The sequence below is a fragment of the Paenibacillus sp. FSL F4-0236 genome (genome assembly GCF_038000135.1).
Taxonomy (GTDB): Bacteria; Bacillota; Bacilli; order Paenibacillales; family Paenibacillaceae; genus Paenibacillus_AQ.
On record NZ_JBBOBK010000001.1, the window covers coordinates 4543043 to 4562749 of the forward strand.

At 34.2% G+C, this 19707-nt stretch carries 16 protein-coding genes and 2 pseudogenes; 3 read left to right on the forward strand and 15 right to left on the reverse strand.

The genetic code is table 11. The features are described from left to right. Window position 1: 1 nt before the first annotated feature. Both NSQ29_RS20355 and NSQ29_RS20360 read right to left on the reverse strand, forming a co-directional pair. The gene (locus tag NSQ29_RS20355; protein ID WP_076276622.1) at window positions 2-1915 is read right to left on the reverse strand and encodes a carbamoyltransferase C-terminal domain-containing protein; all 1914 of its coding nucleotides are present in this window, start codon (window positions 1913-1915) and stop codon (window positions 2-4) included. A 14-nt stretch (window positions 1916-1929) separates the two neighbouring features. After that, window positions 1930-2556 (reverse strand): PIG-L deacetylase family protein, encoded by a 627-nt coding sequence (locus NSQ29_RS20360; RefSeq protein WP_076276623.1) that lies wholly within the window; start codon window positions 2554-2556, stop codon window positions 1930-1932. A gap of 453 nt (window positions 2557-3009) precedes the next feature. On the opposite strand from NSQ29_RS20360, the pseudogene NSQ29_RS31600 reads away from it, so the two are divergent. Beyond that, window positions 3010-3153, forward strand: a pseudogene (locus NSQ29_RS31600) (IS256 family transposase); the annotation flags it as partial. 187 nt (window positions 3154-3340) lie between these two features. On the opposite strand, the gene NSQ29_RS20370 reads toward NSQ29_RS31600, so the two are convergent. From NSQ29_RS20370 to NSQ29_RS20395, 6 genes are all read right to left on the reverse strand, one after another. Next, on the reverse strand, window positions 3341-5131 hold the full coding sequence (locus NSQ29_RS20370; RefSeq protein WP_076276624.1) for an ABC transporter ATP-binding protein: 1791 nt from the start codon (window positions 5129-5131) through the stop codon (window positions 3341-3343). Continuing rightward, a complete protein-coding gene (locus tag NSQ29_RS20375) occupies window positions 5119-6945 on the reverse strand; it encodes an ABC transporter ATP-binding protein (RefSeq protein WP_076276625.1) in 1827 nt (608 codons plus the stop codon). The genes NSQ29_RS20370 and NSQ29_RS20375 overlap by 13 nt, the downstream gene beginning before the upstream one ends. Window positions 6946-7466: 521 nt before the next feature. Next, complete coding sequence (locus NSQ29_RS20380; protein ID WP_076276626.1) at window positions 7467-8570, reverse strand: glycosyltransferase family 4 protein; 1104 nt, start codon at window positions 8568-8570, stop codon at window positions 7467-7469. 39 nt (window positions 8571-8609) lie between these two features. Continuing rightward, window positions 8610-8858 carry an acyl carrier protein gene (locus NSQ29_RS20385; RefSeq protein WP_076276627.1) on the reverse strand — a complete coding sequence of 83 codons (249 nt, stop codon included), beginning with the start codon at window positions 8856-8858 and terminating at the stop codon, window positions 8610-8612. 533 nt (window positions 8859-9391) lie between these two features. After that, complete coding sequence (locus NSQ29_RS20390; protein WP_076307324.1) at window positions 9392-10483, reverse strand: hypothetical protein; 1092 nt, start codon at window positions 10481-10483, stop codon at window positions 9392-9394. Window positions 10484-11749: 1266 nt separating this feature from the next. Next, a complete protein-coding gene (locus NSQ29_RS20395) occupies window positions 11750-12043 on the reverse strand; it encodes a hypothetical protein (protein WP_076276629.1) in 294 nt (97 codons plus the stop codon). 318 nt (window positions 12044-12361) lie between these two features. Here NSQ29_RS20395 and NSQ29_RS20400 point away from each other — a divergent pair, with 318 nt between their 5' ends. Continuing rightward, window positions 12362-12520: a hypothetical protein gene (locus tag NSQ29_RS20400; RefSeq protein WP_175619021.1), complete on the forward strand. Its 159-nt coding sequence runs from the start codon at window positions 12362-12364 to the stop codon at window positions 12518-12520. 383 nt (window positions 12521-12903) lie between these two features. Here the strand turns inward: NSQ29_RS20400 and NSQ29_RS20405 are convergent, their stop codons facing one another. From NSQ29_RS20405 to NSQ29_RS20430, 7 genes and pseudogenes are all read right to left on the reverse strand, one after another. After that, window positions 12904-13194 carry a hypothetical protein gene (locus NSQ29_RS20405; protein ID WP_076276631.1) on the reverse strand — a complete coding sequence of 97 codons (291 nt, stop codon included), beginning with the start codon at window positions 13192-13194 and terminating at the stop codon, window positions 12904-12906. A 587-nt stretch (window positions 13195-13781) separates the two neighbouring features. Beyond that, window positions 13782-14483: an RNA polymerase sporulation sigma factor SigK gene (gene sigK, locus NSQ29_RS20410; RefSeq protein WP_042125228.1), complete on the reverse strand. Its 702-nt coding sequence runs from the start codon at window positions 14481-14483 to the stop codon at window positions 13782-13784. Between the two features lie 208 nt (window positions 14484-14691). Continuing rightward, window positions 14692-15246 (reverse strand): hypothetical protein, encoded by a 555-nt coding sequence (locus NSQ29_RS20415; protein WP_341125942.1) that lies wholly within the window; start codon window positions 15244-15246, stop codon window positions 14692-14694. A 12-nt stretch (window positions 15247-15258) separates the two neighbouring features. Continuing rightward, window positions 15259-15561, reverse strand: a pseudogene (locus tag NSQ29_RS31605) (zinc ribbon domain-containing protein); the annotation flags it as partial. Between the two features lie 96 nt (window positions 15562-15657). Next, window positions 15658-16362 carry a recombinase family protein gene (locus NSQ29_RS20420; RefSeq protein WP_341125943.1) on the reverse strand — a complete coding sequence of 235 codons (705 nt, stop codon included), beginning with the start codon at window positions 16360-16362 and terminating at the stop codon, window positions 15658-15660. A gap of 317 nt (window positions 16363-16679) precedes the next feature. Beyond that, window positions 16680-16805 carry a hypothetical protein gene (locus NSQ29_RS20425; protein ID WP_256718977.1) on the reverse strand — a complete coding sequence of 42 codons (126 nt, stop codon included), beginning with the start codon at window positions 16803-16805 and terminating at the stop codon, window positions 16680-16682. A gap of 71 nt (window positions 16806-16876) precedes the next feature. Continuing rightward, the gene (locus tag NSQ29_RS20430; protein WP_076276634.1) at window positions 16877-17650 is read right to left on the reverse strand and encodes a helix-turn-helix domain-containing protein; all 774 of its coding nucleotides are present in this window, start codon (window positions 17648-17650) and stop codon (window positions 16877-16879) included. Between the two features lie 922 nt (window positions 17651-18572). On the opposite strand from NSQ29_RS20430, the gene NSQ29_RS20435 reads away from it, so the two are divergent. After that, entirely contained in the window at window positions 18573-19706 is a 1134-nt protein-coding gene (locus NSQ29_RS20435) for a tyrosine-type recombinase/integrase (RefSeq protein WP_076307325.1), read from the forward strand. Window position 19707 lies beyond the last annotated feature (1 nt).

Sequence of the window (19707 nt, forward strand, 5' to 3'; positions counted from 1 at the left end):
TTTATTGTAATTTTATAATTCTATCTATAATTTTTTTTTGCTTGAGTATATATTCCACATCTTTTTCATTGGATAAAGAAAAATTCATAAATAAATCAGAAACATTATAATAATAATCAACTACATCCATAGGCAAATTAAAAGGGTTGTATTTTTTTAGAACACTTTCAACATTATTATGTTCAAAAAACTTTTTATTTCTTTGTAATGGTTGAGTATTTTTATATTTTTCGTGATTCATTAACTCAAATCTTTGGCCATTGAAATAAACAATTCTAATGTTTTTTCTCAATGCAAAATTCATAGCTTCATGAAAGGAGTTGATTATCGGTTCACCGTTATCATTTAGAGAAGTATTACATATAATAGGTACCCCGGTTTTATTATAAAACCCCTTAATGATCCGATAAATTAATTGATTATTACTTTCACTTTTAATAGTTTGTACTCTTGCGGTTTTATCTAAGTGTAATATGGCAGGCACATACTTTTCTTTGTCTTTATTTACTTTGAATGTATGAAGCATAAACGGAGAAGGATAAGAATTTTCGAACCAATTAGATATTTCTTCCTCTAATATAATTGGAGCAACTGGCCTCCACCATTGCCTCTGCTTTATTCGATTAAGCTCATCCTTTGATTTATTATTTCTCGGATCCGCGAATAAACTTCTATTTCCTAATGCTCTAGGTCCGATCTCTGCTCTACCATCAAACCAAATAAACGGATCCGTTTCCAAATCATTTAATACGACGTCCAAGTCAAACTCAGATGATTCTTTTATGTATTGAGAATATACTTCTAAACCATCCGTAGAAAGTAAGTTCTTATCACCATAAAAAGGATGCGCTAACTTAAAATCAATTTTTTTCTTACTTAATCTTTTATAAAAAACATACAGTGCAATTCCTAATGATATTCCAGAATCATTAATACACGGAGGAGCCAAGAATCCTTTGAATTTAAATTTTTCCATTAAGTAACTATTGGTAGGACAGTTTAATGCATATCCTCCAGAAAGAGCTAAATAAGCATTTTGAGTATCAATGTTATATTCACTTACAATTTTATTAATATTTTCTTCCATGATTTGTATTGAGATATTCTGTATTTCTTTTACAGCCATGCTTATTTTGTTCTCTATTTCTGTGAATCTTTTATCAAAACCATTAAATGAAATCCCAATATCATGCTCATTTAATTTATCGATTGTTCTCCACAACTCATTTAGATAATCCCTTGCTACTTTCCTATCCCCCATGCTATAAATATTATTAGGCAAGTCATAATTAAAATTTATTAATTTACTTTCTGTTGCACTGGCCAATGCCATTAAAGTACCTTCACGTAATCCGAAATAATCTGCTGCCTCTGACCAAATTAAGCCTGGCGAGGAAATTGGAAATATGTCTTTTACTGAACCTTCTTTCACCAAACAACCTGCATAATGATTTTTTTTCCTAAAATGTCCATTATCAAGTATGTTATCAGGGCCACCATCTACTGCTAAACCAATAATAGTCTCATCATAAAATATTTTTGTATCCATAAATATCGATGAGAATAAGTGAGCAATTGAATGAAATGGTAGACTGTTAATTAATTCGTCTGAAAAATAATCTTTTGTATTATCTAATTGCGGTGTACCCCAAACTTCTTCCATGTCATTAATTGTAACATTGTACATGGACAATAATTCATTTATAAATTCTACTGCTTCAATTACGCTAAAAAGCGATCTGCTATGTGATTTGATACCGCTTATTCTTTCTAATTCCCAATAATGAATTAGTTCAATTAAATCACCATCCTTTTTCCAAAGCGAAATATTTTGGTCATGCCGATGATAACTATCTACAACGCTTGGTATTTCACCAATATGAATATAGACGGACAAATAGTATCCATTTTTCATTAGTTTAACTCCTTTTATATACAGGAAACATGGTAAGCTTCAATCATTCCACCACGCTGATGGATTAAACCTCGCCACCCATTGAGTGTTTCGATAAGTTTAGGATAAGGAAATACAGATTGAGATTTATATAAATTCATCAAAGATTTTTTAATTTCAATATTCTCTGTAACATCTACCACAACTGATACCTCCTTTTGCGGAAACCATACTTCATATTCCAAAATGTAAGATACCTTATGACATCCCCCTCCTTCTTTTGGATTCCAGTACCTAGCTTTCTCAATTGCATCCATAGCAATTTTATAAGCAGCTTGATGATCAGGGTGGCTATCTATTCTATGTGGAATCATTAATATTTGCGGTTTTTTATTTTGAATAATGTCAATTAATTGAATAACACATTCCTTATACTGTTCTAACAAATAACCATCATTAAAATCCAGATGAAAGTGATCAGATACTCCCAACTGATCTTGTATACACATAAATTCTTGTTGGCGAATACTATCCTTTGTTAGATGTACCACTGAAAGTTCTTTTATTTCGTCACGGTATTTTATTAAAGTCCCTCCGCAACCAATTATCTCATCATCATAATGAGGAGCAATAACCATTATGTTTTTTTCGAAACTCATCATTGTATCATGTCTCCAATTTGATTAACTTTAATGATCATATTATCTAGATTACTATTTTACTTATAAAGTGAAATTTCTAAATCTTTTCCTTTCAGCTAATTAAGTAAAGAATTTTCATTATTTGTAAGTTTAAGATAATTAACTACATTTTTTCTCTATTCTATATAATTTCGCTCAATAAGCTTCTAGCAAGCAACAAAAAACTGGGTATCTCCGGTATTGTGACACCATCAAGGAGGAACCATACTCGATGACTATTGTCCCGAAAATCTAATGAATAATCTATCCGAAAATTTTTACACAGTTTATCAAAGATAACCTGGAATCAATGATGCGAGCAGAAACCCAGACGTTTATGTCGATGCAATGAAGCTAGAGCACGCAGTAGTCGCAACGGATATTACATTCGAGACCTGTATAGAAATACGGAAATGTGGGGATTTAAAGGTTCCGCGTAAACGCCTGAAGCCAATGAAAAGTCTCACCAATATGGGTACGTCAGTGAAAATTGGCTACCTCGACTTAACAGACTACAATGAGCGTTTTGCCCAACGGGTCAAACACGGCTTCGGTGATCTGGAAGTAAAGAGATGCTGAACGAAATGTTTGAAGCGTGATATCAGGTGCAGGAAGGCCAAAAGAATTAGCTTGATTTCCTTGTTGGGCGGGATCTCCCCCCGCCCCAAGGAACATTCACAGCTATTAACGGATACCCGAGGAGTTACTCTCTGCTTTCTTACACAAACTCTTTTGCGCTACTGAGCTTACCCAATAAAACTAATAACTAAGCGTACCATTGAGATTGAATTTTCCACATCTTAGCGTATTCTCCTCCAGCACCAATTAATTCTTCATGTTTTCCTTGTTCAACTATTCTGCCACCATTCATGACCAATACTCGATCACACAACCTAGCCATACCAAGCCTATGTGAAATTAGTATCGCTGTATTAGTTCCCGCAACACTGGAAAAACGTTCAAATACAGCTGTTTCTGCTATCGGATCAAGGGCAGCCGTAGGCTCGTCTAATACAATAAACTTTGCTTTCCGCATAAAAGCACGTGAAATAGCCACCTTTTGCCACTGGCCACCTGATAGTTCTGTACCATTTGAAAATTCACGTGTCAGAAGGGTATTGTAACCATCAGGAAGTGCAGATACTATTTCATCAGCCCCCCCTAGTACAGCTGCTTCTTCGATCGCACTACTATCTTCCATGAGATTAAATCTGCCATAAGCAATATTTTCTTTTAGTGTAAAAGCATAACGTATAAAGTCTTGAAAGACGGCTGCAGATTGATCTGTAAGATCATTTGTATCGATATTTACAATATTGAGCTCCCCATAATCGACGGTTCCCTCTGTTGGTCGATACAAACCCATCAACACCTTCGCAAGTGTTGTCTTACCAGAACCGTTACCTCCAATAATTGCTATACGTTCTCCCTCTTTTATTGTTAATGTAATATCATTTAGGCTCTTTTCTAGTCTCTGAGGATAGTGAAATGACATGTTTTCAATTCGTATATCACCTAAACCCAGTAGTTTGCGATCACCCTTTATTTCCTCCGGGCCTAAATCAAGGTATTCGAAAAGATCACCTATCATAAATAGTTTTTTACGAAAATCACCTGATTTCCCAACTATTGAGTTCACTCCCTCACGAACAGACTGTAATGCATATAGCATTGCTCCAAATTGAGATGCGAGTAAACTTCCAGTTGCAACTGTCCATGCAGCCCAAGTAACTCCTGACATTAGACCAATAACACCTATAATTGATAATATACCAATTGTGAGATATTGCGCAGATGAGTGCCTGAATAGAACCTTAGCTACGCTCCAATATGTCTGTTCCCATTTTTGAATGAGCCATGCTGCCGAGTTAAATGTACGCAATTCCTTAGCAGCTGTACGCGATGTAAGTAACCTTACCACGTATTGAAGCATTCGCTCAGAGGACATTTGTTTTCTCTCAACGAAGTACATAGAACGTGCTTGAATGAATTGAGCAATTGGTGATGGTAATGCTGTAAGAAGAATCGCTATAAGAAGCCAGATGTTCCATCTACCTACAACAAGAGCTACAGATGCAATTGTAAGACTGGAACTAAAGAGAGAAAAAAACATCCATAATAAGTTCAAAAATTCTCCTGGCTCTGTCATTTTTTTCGCTCTTTTGAGTAAATCATGAAGATCAGCCCGTTCAAACACCTCTAAACGTAATTTATATGCTTTTTCATGCAGTTGACGTAGTAAACTATCCTCCATTTCCTGCCTTAAACGCTCTGTAACCAGTGTCTCCATTAGAGTAAAACAATGTCCAAAAAGTATAATTATTGCCCACAAAGCAATCCAATATAGTAATCTATCAACAGGAGCTCCTTGATAAATGCCAATTGATTGTTGGATTATCTTGCTAATAACAACTAATTTAACTGCTGGTACAAGCCCTGTAAATAATCTTAGACCAAACACAACGAAAAACCTGAGCGGATCTGTAAATATCATCCATTTCATGAAGCGAAGTAACATCCAAAGTATACCGGAATGTTTTTCTTTTATTTGTACCATTGAGACTGTGCCTCCCACATCTGTGCATATTCACCGCCAGCCTTAAGAAGTTCATCATGAGTACCATCCTCAATAATGCTTCCATTTTTAAGTAATAAAATTCGATCTGCTAAGCGTGCTGAACCTAGTCGATGACTAATCAATAAAACTGCACGGTTCTGAACCGCAATAAATTGTTCATACATGTCCGCTTCACCTTGTGGGTCTAGTGCAGCTGTGGGTTCATCAAGAACGAATAGTAATGGTTCACTCATGAAAGTTCTACTTACAGCAATCCTTTGCCATTGTCCACCAGAAAGTCCCTGTCCACCGTCGAGCTCATAACCGATTGGTGTACTGTATGCATCAGGTAGTGCATTTATAAAATCATTTGCTCCACCTTTCTTAGCCGCTTCAATTATTAACTCCATGTTTTCCGCACTTTTATCCGAAATGTGCGCTCTACCTAGTGCAATACTCTCAGCGACTGTAAATTCAAAATTGTAGTAATCTTGGAAAGTTGCAGAGATACAGTTACGTAAACTTTCATGAGCAATTTCTTCAAAATTAATACCATCTACAGAAATAGTTCCAGTAGAAGGAGAATAAAGTCCCAATAACATCTTAACTATTGTGCTTTTGCCTGCACCGTTTCCTCCTACCAAAGCTACTTTCTCATTTGGGCGCAGATGTAAATTGAGGCTATTTATCGTTGGCTCATTCTGCCCAGGATATGTGAAAGTAACATTTTCAAAAAAAATACCTTGAATCATAGGTTGAGGAAATAATTTTGATCTTGATTCTTCCGACTCATAATTATGAAAACCAAGAAATTCACGAACATAACCAGTATCTATTGCACTTGTCTGGATTAAACCTATTAATGTACCTAAAGCCAATCCAGAGAAAAGTAATCTTTCAACTGCAAGAAATAAAGCAGCAAAAGTACCTGTCGATATATTTTGATTTGACAGCACTAATGCCAAGTATATTGCACTACCAACTTCAACTGCATAAAACAACAATATAGCTGGTTGCCTGAAGAGTTCCAGTTTCTTCTTCTTTTTCATTTCTACATCTCGTTGAATTTTCCTCATACTTTCCCATCTATCACTGAGTACTTGGGTCAAACCAAAGACCCGTAACTCCTTTTGTTCTTCCCGTCCTGTCAAAAGACCTTCTACATACCCTACACGACGTTGATCTTCCGTCCTATCGTACATGAAATTCATCCACTTCTTTGAATATCTGACCTCGTATATAGAAGGGAGGATCATCGCTATGATAAAAAGCAAACAAATCCATGGGGAAACTGACCAAAACAGATATATTATGCCTACCAATCCAATTAACACTTTCATAAAATCAAAGATATAAAATAGAAGGTTTTCGAGCTTATCTCCAGGATTTTTACTCCGCTCTAAAATATTAAAAGAATCATTATCCTCAAAAAAAAGAATTGGTAGCTTTGAAGATTTTTCAAGCACTTTACGATCCAATACATGCTGTACCTTTTGTTTAAGCAGCATAAACAATGGTTCTCGAAATTGTCCCCATATTTCTTGTGAGAATATAAACGCAGAAGTAAGTAATATAATCCATGGTACTACTCTTAAAAATCCTTCTACACCCTGTCCATTTATTTCAATTACAATATCAATAAGTTGGTTCGTTGCATAAATAGTAAGTGGCGGTCCGACACCTTCTACGATAGTCATAAATAGTAGGATTACCAGTAAGAGTGGTGATGTCAAGAATATCACTTTTAAAGCCCAACAAATTATAAAAAATGAATTTTTAAAACTGATTTTTCGTTCAAAGTATGTATTTTCCACTTAGATACTAACCACCTAATTATTTATCAATAAAAATTATGATATTTTATAGAAAACTATTTATTACTTATCCATTCATAGCAATTGATTTAAATAGTAGACTATACTGTACTTATTAAACTGAAAATTTTGGTAGTGAAATATTAAAATAAATTGTTTTATAAACTCTTATTACTCTATCTGTCTAGCTTCACGATCATCTTAAGTTAGAGCCAATACAACATACAATATGCAACTTGCTGTACGTTAATCGGTCTTATTAAATAACTCACCCCAAAATTAAAATTTGCATTCTCCTCTATATGAAGGTATTATGATTAATTCATAACCAAGAAACAAAACTATTTATTTCAAATGAAACCTTTGTCTTTTTATCATGAATAAAACTACACCATGAATTTTTATAAATAATATTTAGTCACGATTATTAACATTAAATTTTCATCAAAAGAAATAAAGCATACTATTCCAACATAATAAATCATCTCATCATCATAACGATTAATTCTCCTTGCATACTTCTATTTTTCATGCATCACTAATTTAATATAAGAATTAATCATACTTTTCAAACTATAATGATCATTAATATACTTTCTACCATATTGTAAACATTGCATTCTTGCTTCTTCAATTGCATTTTCAAAATTCACTGATGTCATACTCAAAAGGTCAATTTCATCCAAAAAAATCACACCATGATCAGGTGGCAATACTTCCGATACAGCTCCATGTCTTTTTGCCAATACAGGTGTTCCACAGAAAATTGACTCTATCACACTAAGACCAAAACCTTCAGGAACTTCTCCAATCATTGTCGAAAATTTTGACGAATTATATAACGAACTGACATTAGATTTTGATACCCAATCCATATATAAAAGATTAACCCCTTTCGCTTTTGAATATTCTTCTAAATCAGAATAAAACGATTTATTACTAATAAAAGATTTTTGTTTTAGTATTTTCACTGAATATTTCAATCCTTTTTCATTCAAAAGATTTGCCAAATCGATTGACTCTTTGAAACCCTTCTTCACATCTGGCCGTGATGGAATAAGAAGACTTTCGCTCTTTAAATCACGTTGTTCCTTTCTACCATTTAGCAGTTCCATTGTATTTATACCATTGTGAATTATGATTACTTTCTCACGACTAATTCCCTCATGCGCAACACACCATTCATAAACAAATTTAGAGGGGACAATTAATTTATCCCAATTCTTGCTTTTTACAACATCACCGCAATGCAGGTATCCTGTACCACCCAGTACCGTTATATTCACTGGTGCAACTCGCTCTTTCAATACTCTCTCAAATGAAATTAAGACTTCACAGCATCTTAATATTTCTTTTGATTTCTTTGTTAATTCCGGGCTTATTTCCCCCCTATAACGGATATCATCATCATGTAAATACGAAGCAAGACTATAAAAACCATCACCATGATATTCAATTTCATCAAGTTTAAGTGGGTCTTTTACGCCATGTAATATTATTACTTGAAAGTTATCGCTCAATCCTTTTGCAACTTCGATTGCAATGCTTTCTGCCCCACCTAAAGGTGTAAATCCATTAAACTCAACTTGCAGTAAGCATATTGTTTTAATACCAGATCGCATCATACCAACACACTCTTTTCCAAAAAATCACCACGATATATTTTATGTATCAATCTTACTTTCAACTAATCTCAATATCTTCTCTATATTTGTGAAATTTTCAAATAGCAACTCTTCATCCTCAATCACAATCTGAAAACTCACTTCTAAATCAATAACCATCATCACAGTTTTTAATGAATCTAAACCAATATTAGTCAAATCATCACTAATATTTATTTCATCTTTAATTTCTAAGATCTTTTTAACGATCGCTTTGACTTTATCTTCAAGAACAATACTATCTGACATCTAACTTATTTACCTCCGTAATTATATTTTTAAAACTTCATGACTGAAAAATTTGTTAGCATCAGAATACTGACTCCCTTTGAGCTACAACACATTTTACAGGTTACAGTAAATCAAACTCGACAAGCATTATGTTAAATTCCAACCACTTTTAATGATTTCATTTAAATACTCTGGAACTGAATAACCCGTTAATTCGCTACTGTAGACGGTCTGGAGATACAGAAATTGAAGTAAGATTTGCCCTATTCCGTTTTTATTAAGATTAATAAAACGAAACATAATTCACAGAGTTACAAATCTGATAAATGCTATACTTATCTAGTTCAAATTTCCTGAGAGCAATCGGTGGTGTTTTGAATACAGTCTCTCACATGTGATAGATCTAGCAATCACAAAACTGAGCCTGTGATCAAACTTCCATCAAGCGTTGCTTAGATCAGAACTTTGATCACCAATTTTTTTTGAACTTTACCCTTACATCTCGCACTCTTCTGTTTTGATTTTTAATGAGATGTTATTTTTTCTACTTGTTAGCAGTGATCATACGCCATAGATATTAGACCAGACTTCATATAATTCAAAATGGTATCAGCAAGCTGAGAAAAAATAAGTACGTCTAACTCTTCGGCTTCCTTAAGATAAATATTCGCCTTTTCTAAATTTTTAATATCAGATGTAAGTAAGAATTTTGAATATAATGCAACTGCAATCTCTAAAGTTTTCGTTATTTTTTCCAACCTTTGAAATATAACTCGTTCAAACTTAATATCATACGTTAATTCTAAATATTTCAATCTGTATGATATTCCTGCTTTATTTTCTAATATACGTCTCATACCTATTTCAATATTGTGAATCCTAAAAGGTTTAAAATAGTCATTTGGGTTATTATTAATTAAAATTTCATTAAGCGCTTCATAATAAGCTTTATATATAGCAATCCCTTGCCAACGAGAAAAAGTTGATACCCGCGCTTTACTTTCAACACCATTCAAATAATTTTTAAAAGTATCATACAATATATTAAATCGAGCCTCTCTGCTATTATTATTTTTTAATTCAATAATCGACACCGGTTCATTTACTCTATTTAGAAATGGAAGCCAATCATTTATATGATCATCTTTCGCAATAATATTTAACGCAGAAAAAAATGCTTGTTTGAGTTCAGAGAAGTAGAAAAATTCTACACACCATTTATTTCGAACATTACTTAAATAAAAGAGCTTTTGTTCAATTTCATCAAAACCTACAATTAATGTTCCATGAACCGAATCAATTTCATTAATTTTATAATCTTCTCTGAAATATCTTTGATTAAGAGTGATTAATAGATATTTGTTATTTTTCAAAGCTTCTATAGTCATCTTTAGTATATCTTGTACCGAATTAACTTTACTTATCGATAGAACTTCATCAAAAATAAACTCATATTCTGTAGGATTAGTTGCCCCTAAATCATAATAGTTACATTCGAAATGCTCATCAACTTGCAAATTAATAAATCTTTCAATAAACCATGGAATTGATTTCGTATTCGATAAAATAATGCTTAACCTATAAACATCAAAACAATTAATATTCATATTCACATTAAGATTTAAAGGCAACATTTTTTCCATACATTTTCAAGCCCCCTTGGACACTATATACATAAGAAAAGTGAGTAGTAGATATTAGAGAAATGATAGGATATTTTATTGCATTTTATAAATTTCATCTAATCCCGAATTAGTGTTTATTTATAATATATTATCTTATATCCTAATATCTTCTATATATACTATAGGTAGGAATTACTTATGTACATATGACATTCTTAGGAATCATAGGAATTTATTAGGATCATAGGAATTTATTAGGATGATAAATAATGATTAACTCATGAAAAATGATCAATTTCACTATAAACTTTGCTAAAATGCATCTTTTAATTGTGTGGGATTAATAAAAAATTAGAGATAAAAACAGACTACTGTAAAAAGACATCACTCATTCAGAAATATGACTTTTATATCTGGAAGGGCTCTCCGCTACTTTCAAAATTTCAGTCTATTATTACTTTGATTCACCGAGGAAATCCCCATTGCTCCCTGAAATACACCTGAGGATAATAAGAAATACTATTCTTCGAATTATCCATTTCTTTAGTAAGTCCATCTATTCATCTTTCTAACACTACAATTCGATCTCTTAATTCCTTGTTAGTTTCCTCAACAATGGGTAGTCCTTACCAAAGAAAAGACCTTGAAAGGCATCATGCCAATCAAGGTCTTTTAATAATTATTTAAGAGGGGCACTATGCCATCTATCTTCACCCATAATTCTATCAATAATATGCTCCGCTTCCCAAACAGCCGGGAGATTGTCAAAGAGCTGGGTATCAGCCGCAGCTATGTAACGCGGATTGAAAGGAGGATGCTGATGGAGCTGTATCCTGCAAAAAGCATAACTTTTTAACTGCTGAGGGGTGTTATTATGACATACATTTTTACATATCCACTCGCTGTATTATTCGGGCTTAGTTTGTAAAAACGCTCTCTTCTTACAAAAAAATCAATGAATAAGGGCACGCACTGAACCTACGTGTTCGCTCTCAAACTTCAAAACAAAGGATCGAACCCTGACTTCATCGTTGCCAGCGTTAGAGAAGGCTATGGTTTTAGTATTACTAACACAAGAAAAATCCTTACTACTCAAGCATCCCTCAACTTTAAGAGTGATTCAAGAAGCTTTATTTTATAAGGAGCTATTTGATGTATTTCACTCCTTCTCAAAGATCAATTTTAAGATGCCTTCATTCGACTCATAATCAGTTGTATTTAATAGATGATACTTTTCGTTTTTCAATTCGATGACATTATCAATTTCTAATTCAGGAAAATCATTTACGGAAATGTGGACAATTTTAACTGAGTTCCAATAGCTAGATTACTAAAAATAAATTCAAATAATGCATTCTCTTTTATATCATCTGATTCAACATTATTAGGACTATCAAGAACTAATGGGAATTTAATGGCTTTTGGATTTAACTCAGACTTAATTTTCAACAAATTAAAATACCACACAATTGTTGCTAAAGCCCTATTACTACCTCTAGCCTCATAATTCTGAGTTACATTCTTTATCCTATCTTCTCCAATCTCCTCTAACCCAAATATAGCTTTACTTGTGCTCATATAACTTTCATATAATATGTTGGAATTTTTTTCAACTGAGTATATTCTCTTAGCTTTTTATTATTTGCTTCAACATCTTTTGTATTCTTAAATAGTTTACTTTCAGTTTCTCCAAGTTCTCTAATCAAATTTTCTTGAGTCTCTAGATAACCCGTGTTTTATAGTATTAGACACGTTGGTTTCATTTAATTTCAAATTTTTTTCATAAGTATGTAGCATCTCTAATAAGCTTTTATAGTCATTTTCTTTTAATTCGAGCTTTCGTTCCACTTCAATTAGAAGCTGATCTAATTCATCTTTCTTGCTGCTGCCTTACTCATGCCTGAAGAATTAGTTAAAGAAACAGTTATGAAACGTTTGAAAAATGGAATTGACTTTCTTCATGAATCAGAAGAACTTGATAAAATAGCTGATGACTTTAAAGTAAGTGTCCAAGCATTATACGTTCGTTTAGGAAGGCTAGGATATACATTTTAATAAGAGAAGGGCTGAACTCTTTGGTTCAGCCCTCTATTTAAAGACTTACTCTGTTACTATTTTGTAAGCACTATTCGCTCGCCATCTTCATTAAAGCTTTCAGATCCGCAAACCTGTTTTGGAATATTTTTCAAGTATTGTAGTTTGACAAAAATAGGGTTCTCCGCCCCTATTTGCTATTCCGCCAATACATCTCCTAATTAATTGTCATTCCACAATAACTATGAAATATTAGTCCTCTCGAATATGCAAATTATTCCAATAAGCTTTTCAGTCAAAGTTAACAATAAGTATTCGAAAACTTAACACAATACCTTCCACAAAATCTATGTATCATCTTGGGGGCCCCTAAGGAAATTGTTATCTTCATTCTATACCTCAATTCAAGGCTTATCTTTCAGATTTGATTTTATTCGATTTTTCAAATGACCTATAAAGATCTGACCAGGTTCAGAAGGATTGAATTTCTTGATAACAGCTTTATGAATTAAATCGATTTCTTTTGCGAAATTGTGAGCATTTGGCCCAAAACCCCAGCTCCTCTTTAATGGTCTATAGTATTTGATTAGAATTTTCGTAGCCTCATCGTCCTCATATCCCAGAAGTGTAAGTTCACGAATCACGTCTTTAATGTAGGGTTTATCCATCATATGTTTACTTGTTGAATTGTTCATACATCCACCTCCAAAATCCCATGTATTAGCTAGTGACTCAAAAATATGTTTTCATTATCTCCGTTTTATTTTTACAACATTTCAACTCCTGTAGATATAAGTCTTTCGACAATTATTACTACTCCTTTTTTTGCTAACGATCATTTTAAGGTTACCTATCTAGAAGCTTATTCCTACATACAAAACTATATTAAACCTAGGCATCATTTATAGTATTCTTCTGAACACCACTTTATCTTTATTCCTCTACTTTTTTCATGAATTTTTATTAACTGATTTAGAACAAAAATTCGTTGAACTATATCTTCAGCTATAAAAAACTGTCTCTTAAAATAATTAAGTTGCTTCTGATATGGACCTTGGTGCTTTTCATTGTTCTCATATACATGTAACAATTGAATATGGAGATCATATATTTCTTTGTATGTCATAATAACACCCCTCAACAGTTAAAAAGTTAATTTTCTGAATATGCTTTTTTTATGTTCATTTATCCCAACTACTTGAATTAACAAAAAAGCAACTTCCCTGTTGGCAAGTCGCTTTTAAAGCACTCTATAGTGAATCTTCAGTTATTATCTAAGATCCTAGCGCTTCGCCTTATAAAACTCATGATACAGCTTCATGAGCGCTCGCTTCTCAATCCGTGACACATAGCTGCGACTGATACCAAGCTCCTTGGCTATCTCCCGCTGCGTTCGTTCCTCACCACCCGTGTCTAATCCAAAGCGACCCACTACGACTTCTTTTTCCCGGTCATCCAGAATATCAAGGTTTCGATAAATCTTACTTTTCTCAATCTTAAGATCGACCTCTTTAATGACATCATCTGCCTCGGAGCCAAGGATATCGATGAGTGTAATTTCGTTTCCTTCTTTATCAGTCCCTATCGGATCATGTAATGAAACATCCTTGCGGGTCTTTTTCAATGATCTTAAGTGCATCAGGATCTCGTTTTCAATACAACGGGCTGCAAAAGTGGCCAGCTTTGTGCCTTTGTTCGGTCGGTAACTTTCAATCGCTTTAATTAAGCCAATTGTACCGATGGAGATTAAATCCTCCATGTCTTCCCCAGTATTATCAAATTTTTTCACTATATGAGCTACTAATCTCAAATTGTGCTCGATAAGCAAATTCCGGGCTTTAGCATCCCCTTCAGCCATCATGCCTAAGTATTTGCTTTCCTCCTGCTCCGAGAGCGGCTGTGGAAATGCGTTGTTCCTTACGTAAGATACCAGCAACGTCAGTTCTTTGATTAGCAACGCGATCGTACTTAAGAATCCAGGCAACTTGGCGACACCTCCCGCACTTGTACAATGAAACCGATCTGTTAGCCTTACGGGTTCATGGTCATCTTATTGTATGTGGGTAAATGCCTAGAAGTGCATGTACATAAGAAAGCAGCATCATAAAAAAATAGTCTTCTCATTAAAAATCACTTAACTATGCTAAGTATCATACAGAAAGGTTAAACTTACGTTTGGCAAACGAGTAGCATCAACCATTAATGCTACCCTTACGCCGAGTTGGTAAGGAAAGTTTCTTATTCAACGTCAGTGGAATATCGCTCTTACTTCCTCCATCCTGACCTCCTGTAAGCTCGCTTAGGCTCCCGACTACACTAATGTTAAATCCTCCATCTTCTGCTTTGAGAACAATTTCATCAATGAGTGTTTCAATGATAAAGCGTTTATCCTCAAATGCCAGTTCTGCTCCTTTACTGCTAATAAAATCGTTTATCTGCTCGACTATCTTAAGATTCGCCTCATGCGAGTAGTGTTGTTCTCTGTGCGTTTTGACCTGCCCTTCATATAACTCCAATTGTGATTGCAGTTCATTAATCTCACGAATTAACTTATAGGAATCAGTTGCTAGCTCATCTTCCGTAATTACATCTCGTCGGAACATGATTTTCAACTTATCCATTTCTTTTCTCTTTTCAACGATCTGGCTTTGGATCATACCAGCAGTAAAAAGTAATTCATCAATGACTTCTTCTACTTGCCCCTCTAATCTCTGCATATAGTCTTCTGGATTAGACAATGCCTCCATGACCATATCCCAAATAAACTCTTCTAGCACCTCTGCTCGAATACTGCGTGAAGGGCAAGGTTGGGATATCCCATATACTCTAGGAAAAAGATTAAGGCATCGGTAGCAAGTGTATTTAACTCTTTTACCTGTCTTCTTATCCTTTCGACCCGTGTATGTAGTCCCTCCCCATTTACGACCACAATGACCACACCGAATAAATGATCTCAACAAGTAATTAAAATGTACATTTCCCGAACGAGTAAAATTCTTAATACGCCGTTGGCGCGCTTGTTCATATACCTCCTCGGATATAATCGGCTCAATTTCAACCATAATCCAGTCGTTTTTTTCTCGTATTGTGTATGTTTTTTTGGGATTACCAAATCTACTTTTTTGTCCCTTGAGTTTCTTCACTTTTCTACGGTTGTATTAATACTTGCCGATATATATTTCCGAACTAAGCATCCGACTTATTGAACTTCCTCCCCAGTTTCCATTGACGGAACGTTTTGGACGGACTCCCATTTTGAAAAGCCTGTTCCCAATTTGTCGGATTGTCATATTTTCATTTAGATACCAGTGATAAACCTGTTTTACATACTCTGCTTCCTTCTGGTTCACATTAAGCTGCCCATCGACCCAATCATATCCGAAGGGGGCCACGCGCATAGGCATGATTTTTTTGTCCTTTTCTACGGCCTTCAGCCTTCCCCGAACAGTCCTCTTCTTAATTAGAGAAAGCTCATATTGAGCAATAACACTCATCAAATTAAAGAAAAGCTGTCCTTCAGGAGTGCTTTGATACTCCGTATCAACAAAGATCAGATGAGCATCACGTGACTCAAACTCCCGGCACAAGAACAACTTATCTGTTAAATCACGTGAGAGACGATCTGGATGGGTAATTATGATTTGTCTAACCTGTCCTGCACTAATTAATTCACGTAGCTCATTCATTGCTGGTCGTTCAATATCTTCACCACTTGCCCCCTCTTCCCTAAAGACCTTTACAGAATGTTCAAGAATGCTAAGCTCCTTTGCTTTTTGCATGCAGAGCTCTACCTGGCTTTCTAAGCTATGGCCTTCAACCGCCTGCATACCAGTCGATACACGAACGTAAATTGCGGTGTACAAAGAATCCCTCCTATTCAATAACTTGTTTTTTATCTCTTCACAACATCCCTATAGTTTGAATAGGACTATTCACAGATTTTTTTGTTGTATGAAAACCTTTGATTTTCACGAGAGCCATTTACCAAATTTACATAATAAGAACATGTGTTCTTATTTATCTATTGTATCCAATTGAATTAAAAATAAACCGACTGCAATTAGTCGGTTATTTGATAATTCTCTTTAATATATAATCGATGACTTTTCCTTTTGCTTTCGCTGCATCAGTTACTTTCAACGCATTCTTAATTGTTTCTAATTTGTTTACTCCTGGAGTATTATTGTTCATTTTTTTTCGTGCATTTCGCAACTTCCATCATTTTAATTCGTTCTTCTTCATCTTTCATCCATTGCTTAATAATCTCTAATGCCTTATCTCTGTTTTTCTGATCTACTCTAGACAAAATAAAAACCTCCTGATAATCAAGTTATCAGAAGGTTTCACAGTAATAGCTACCGCTTTTCATTTGTATTTTCAAAAATCCAATGTTCTAAAATCAATGGGTGTATTAAAATCCATTTGGTGGTTTGCTATACATATAATCGCTGCATTCCTTTGACTAGGAATGGCAGTAAGTACATCTCCAAAAACACAGTCAAACTTGCTATTTAATGCTGCTAACAACTCGTTATATTCCCTTATAACTCCTAACTGATTAAAGATCTCCACAAGGAAATTCCCATTCCTACATTCAACTCTGAGAAATAGAGAGTTATCAGGATTAACTCCCTTAAGAATAAAATTTCGTATCCAGACCTCCGTATCTTTCACACTATTCAAGATTTCTAAAAAAGAGATCAACTTCTTCTTTTCAAGACCTAAATGATGAAAGTGATACGTTACCCATTCATTATCCGTTATTCTTTCTTCCATTAACCATTCAGGAGGGACACGAAAAAGTATCGCTAATTGAGCTATGAGTTTCTGTGAAATTTTTGTATTGAAAGAACCCGATCCCATGAACTTTTGAATTGGTGTATGACTAGCATAACCAATAATTTTTGCAACTTCTCTATATGTCATACCGGTGGATTTGAGTAGAAATTCACGTCGTATCTTTAAAGACAACCTCGCTAAAAACCTATGATAATCATCTGCCGATAATCTTAACAACGGATTACAAACAAACTGCCCCTTATTAAGGAAGTTTTCTTGGTAATACTTATCGGTCATTTTTCCTCTGCCAACATTTTTTCCGGCCTCTAACATCCTATTTAAATAAGAAGACTCTTCGGTTAAACTACTCATTCCCATGCTATCACCAAGTAAAGTGTATAAGCTGTAAGGTGATGGTGCTCATTTGTATTCTCAAAAATACAAATGAGCAGTTCGAGTATTTAACGTAAATAATACATAATCAATTACAAAGTGCATGCATTATCAATACTCATAGCCTCGAATCCGATCTGTAAAATGTTTAAAAAAGGGGATCACGCGGTTTAAAGCATACAAAATTATTAGTACCCTATAAATCTGTAAATATCTGTTATCCATGCCCCCACCTCCATCCCTAGGTTTTTCTACAGATTTGATTATGATTTGATCAATTTTCGAATTCGAGAGAGTGATAATTAATGAAATACACTTTAATTACCTATGATATTCAATCCATTCTTTCTCTGTTTAAAATCTCTCAATAGATTCCATCACTATCTTATAATACTTATTAATCCCAAGATCTTCTCCCGTTTCAATCAGAAGTAAGATAGAATACACATTTTTATTTGCAATATTTCTAGCTAAGAAGCTTGGGTTATGTACGCTTGAAATATCTATTTACCACACTTCCTTTCTAGATATTTCACATGTTTATCAAAGATATCCCAGCAAAGTCCACATAAAAAAGCTTAGTTCAATTGAACTAAGCTTCGTACTCCATTAAAACAGCATAAAAAACTTTACTAAAATAAAGTGTTTTACGTAAAAGAGAAATTTTACGTCACGAATGGATAATAAAGGAAAAATGGATCAGCAAAAAATCCTAATCTTTCCGAACTGATCCTAACGATGTTTTCCCATTTATTTATCGTCGCCTGAGCAACTTCTCCGTCCCTGTTAAAACATTAGTAACAAGGAAAATTAGTGTTGTTTGTTGTACTTCCAATTTTATACGAACCAAGTATATAAATCAATAAATACTAGAATAATAGATTTTGAGGGGGGATTATTGATGATACCTAAAATGATACAACATACTCAACACTTCACAGAAACTGATCTAGGAAAGAAAAAAGTTAATTACACTACACTGAAGACCATTATCGAACGATCTGGTGCTGATCCTATGTTTGCAAACAAGTTGTTACTAGATATTGAAAAACATATTGTAAAGCGTAACAAAAAGAGATTTCATGTCCGTGGTAGCTCTGAATTTCCTCAGCTAATTCTTACATTTAAAAATCACTATGCTCAAAAATACTCACATACATCATTGAAGCATCATACCTATCATGTTGGTAAGTTTATAGGTTATGTTCAACGGCAATTTATGGGTGTAACCCCTCTACATTCGATTCATGATTGCAAAAAACTCACTAAATCGATGGTTGTTTCCTATGAAGAACACTTAGTCGAACGGATGCATCTAAACCAAATTAAAAAAAGCACCTTGAACAGAGTGCTTTTTTCAATGAAATTATTTTTGGATATGTTATCTACTCTTAAAGTAAATTACATTCGTTATATTATCCCGCAGTCGCTGCGTGCCCAAGCCAATAGATCAAACGAATATGTAAATCTTGAGGAAGTACATGTTCTACTTGAATCGATAGAAAAAAGCAGTTCAAATTCAAAAATCAGGGATATGTGCATTGTATTGCTCATCATGGAACTTGGTTGCCGTCCGATTGAAGTAGCTAATATTCATCTAGATGACCTGAGATTAACTGAAAGACTTATTACTCTTCATTCATTTAAATCCAAAACAAGAACCCTAAAAATGAGTAAGGATCTAACGGATATGATTCATGAGTATCTTCATTTCACACGCGCTATATATCCAGTGGAACACAATAATCTGTTTATTACTCATCGAACAAGGTCTCCTATAACTTCACAGATGATAAGTTCAATGTTTAATCATAGTAATAAGATTAGTTTTGGAACAATACGCTTTAGTGCAAAATCACTCCGGCATACTTATGCAACTAATGCTCTTGATAATCTCAATGATTTTGATCAAGTATCTGAATCAATGGGGCACAAACATCGTCGCTCAACGGAATGGTATATTCATAGAAGTGTGCAACGTTTGCTGGCTAAAACCCTCCCCCGTAATCCTTTAAATCGAGTGAATGAGGTGTAAC

What these genes read in the sequence shown, in the direction of transcription:
- NSQ29_RS20355 (WP_076276622.1), bottom strand. Translation starts at nt 1,915, where the DNA reads ATGAAAAATGGATACTATTTGTCCGTCTATATTCATATTGGTGAAATA.
- NSQ29_RS20360 (WP_076276623.1), bottom strand. Translation starts at nt 2,556, where the DNA reads ATGATGAGTTTCGAAAAAAACATAATGGTTATTGCTCCTCATTATGAT.
- NSQ29_RS20370 (WP_076276624.1), bottom strand. Translation starts at nt 5,131, where the DNA reads ATGGTACAAATAAAAGAAAAACATTCCGGTATACTTTGGATGTTACTT.
- NSQ29_RS20380 (WP_076276626.1), bottom strand. Translation starts at nt 8,570, where the DNA reads ATGATGCGATCTGGTATTAAAACAATATGCTTACTGCAAGTTGAGTTT.
- NSQ29_RS20385 (WP_076276627.1), bottom strand. Translation starts at nt 8,858, where the DNA reads ATGTCAGATAGTATTGTTCTTGAAGATAAAGTCAAAGCGATCGTTAAA.
- NSQ29_RS20390 (WP_076307324.1), bottom strand. Translation starts at nt 10,483, where the DNA reads ATGGAAAAAATGTTGCCTTTAAATCTTAATGTGAATATGAATATTAAT.
- NSQ29_RS20395 (WP_076276629.1), bottom strand. Translation starts at nt 12,043, where the DNA reads ATGAGCACAAGTAAAGCTATATTTGGGTTAGAGGAGATTGGAGAAGAT.
- NSQ29_RS20400 (WP_175619021.1), top strand. Translation starts at nt 12,362, where the DNA reads ATGCCTGAAGAATTAGTTAAAGAAACAGTTATGAAACGTTTGAAAAAT.
- NSQ29_RS20405 (WP_076276631.1), bottom strand. Translation starts at nt 13,194, where the DNA reads ATGAACAATTCAACAAGTAAACATATGATGGATAAACCCTACATTAAA.
- NSQ29_RS20415 (WP_341125942.1), bottom strand. Translation starts at nt 15,246, where the DNA reads ATGGAGGCATTGTCTAATCCAGAAGACTATATGCAGAGATTAGAGGGG.
- NSQ29_RS20430 (WP_076276634.1), bottom strand. Translation starts at nt 17,650, where the DNA reads ATGAGTAGTTTAACCGAAGAGTCTTCTTATTTAAATAGGATGTTAGAG.
- NSQ29_RS20435 (WP_076307325.1), top strand. Translation starts at nt 18,573, where the DNA reads ATGATACCTAAAATGATACAACATACTCAACACTTCACAGAAACTGAT.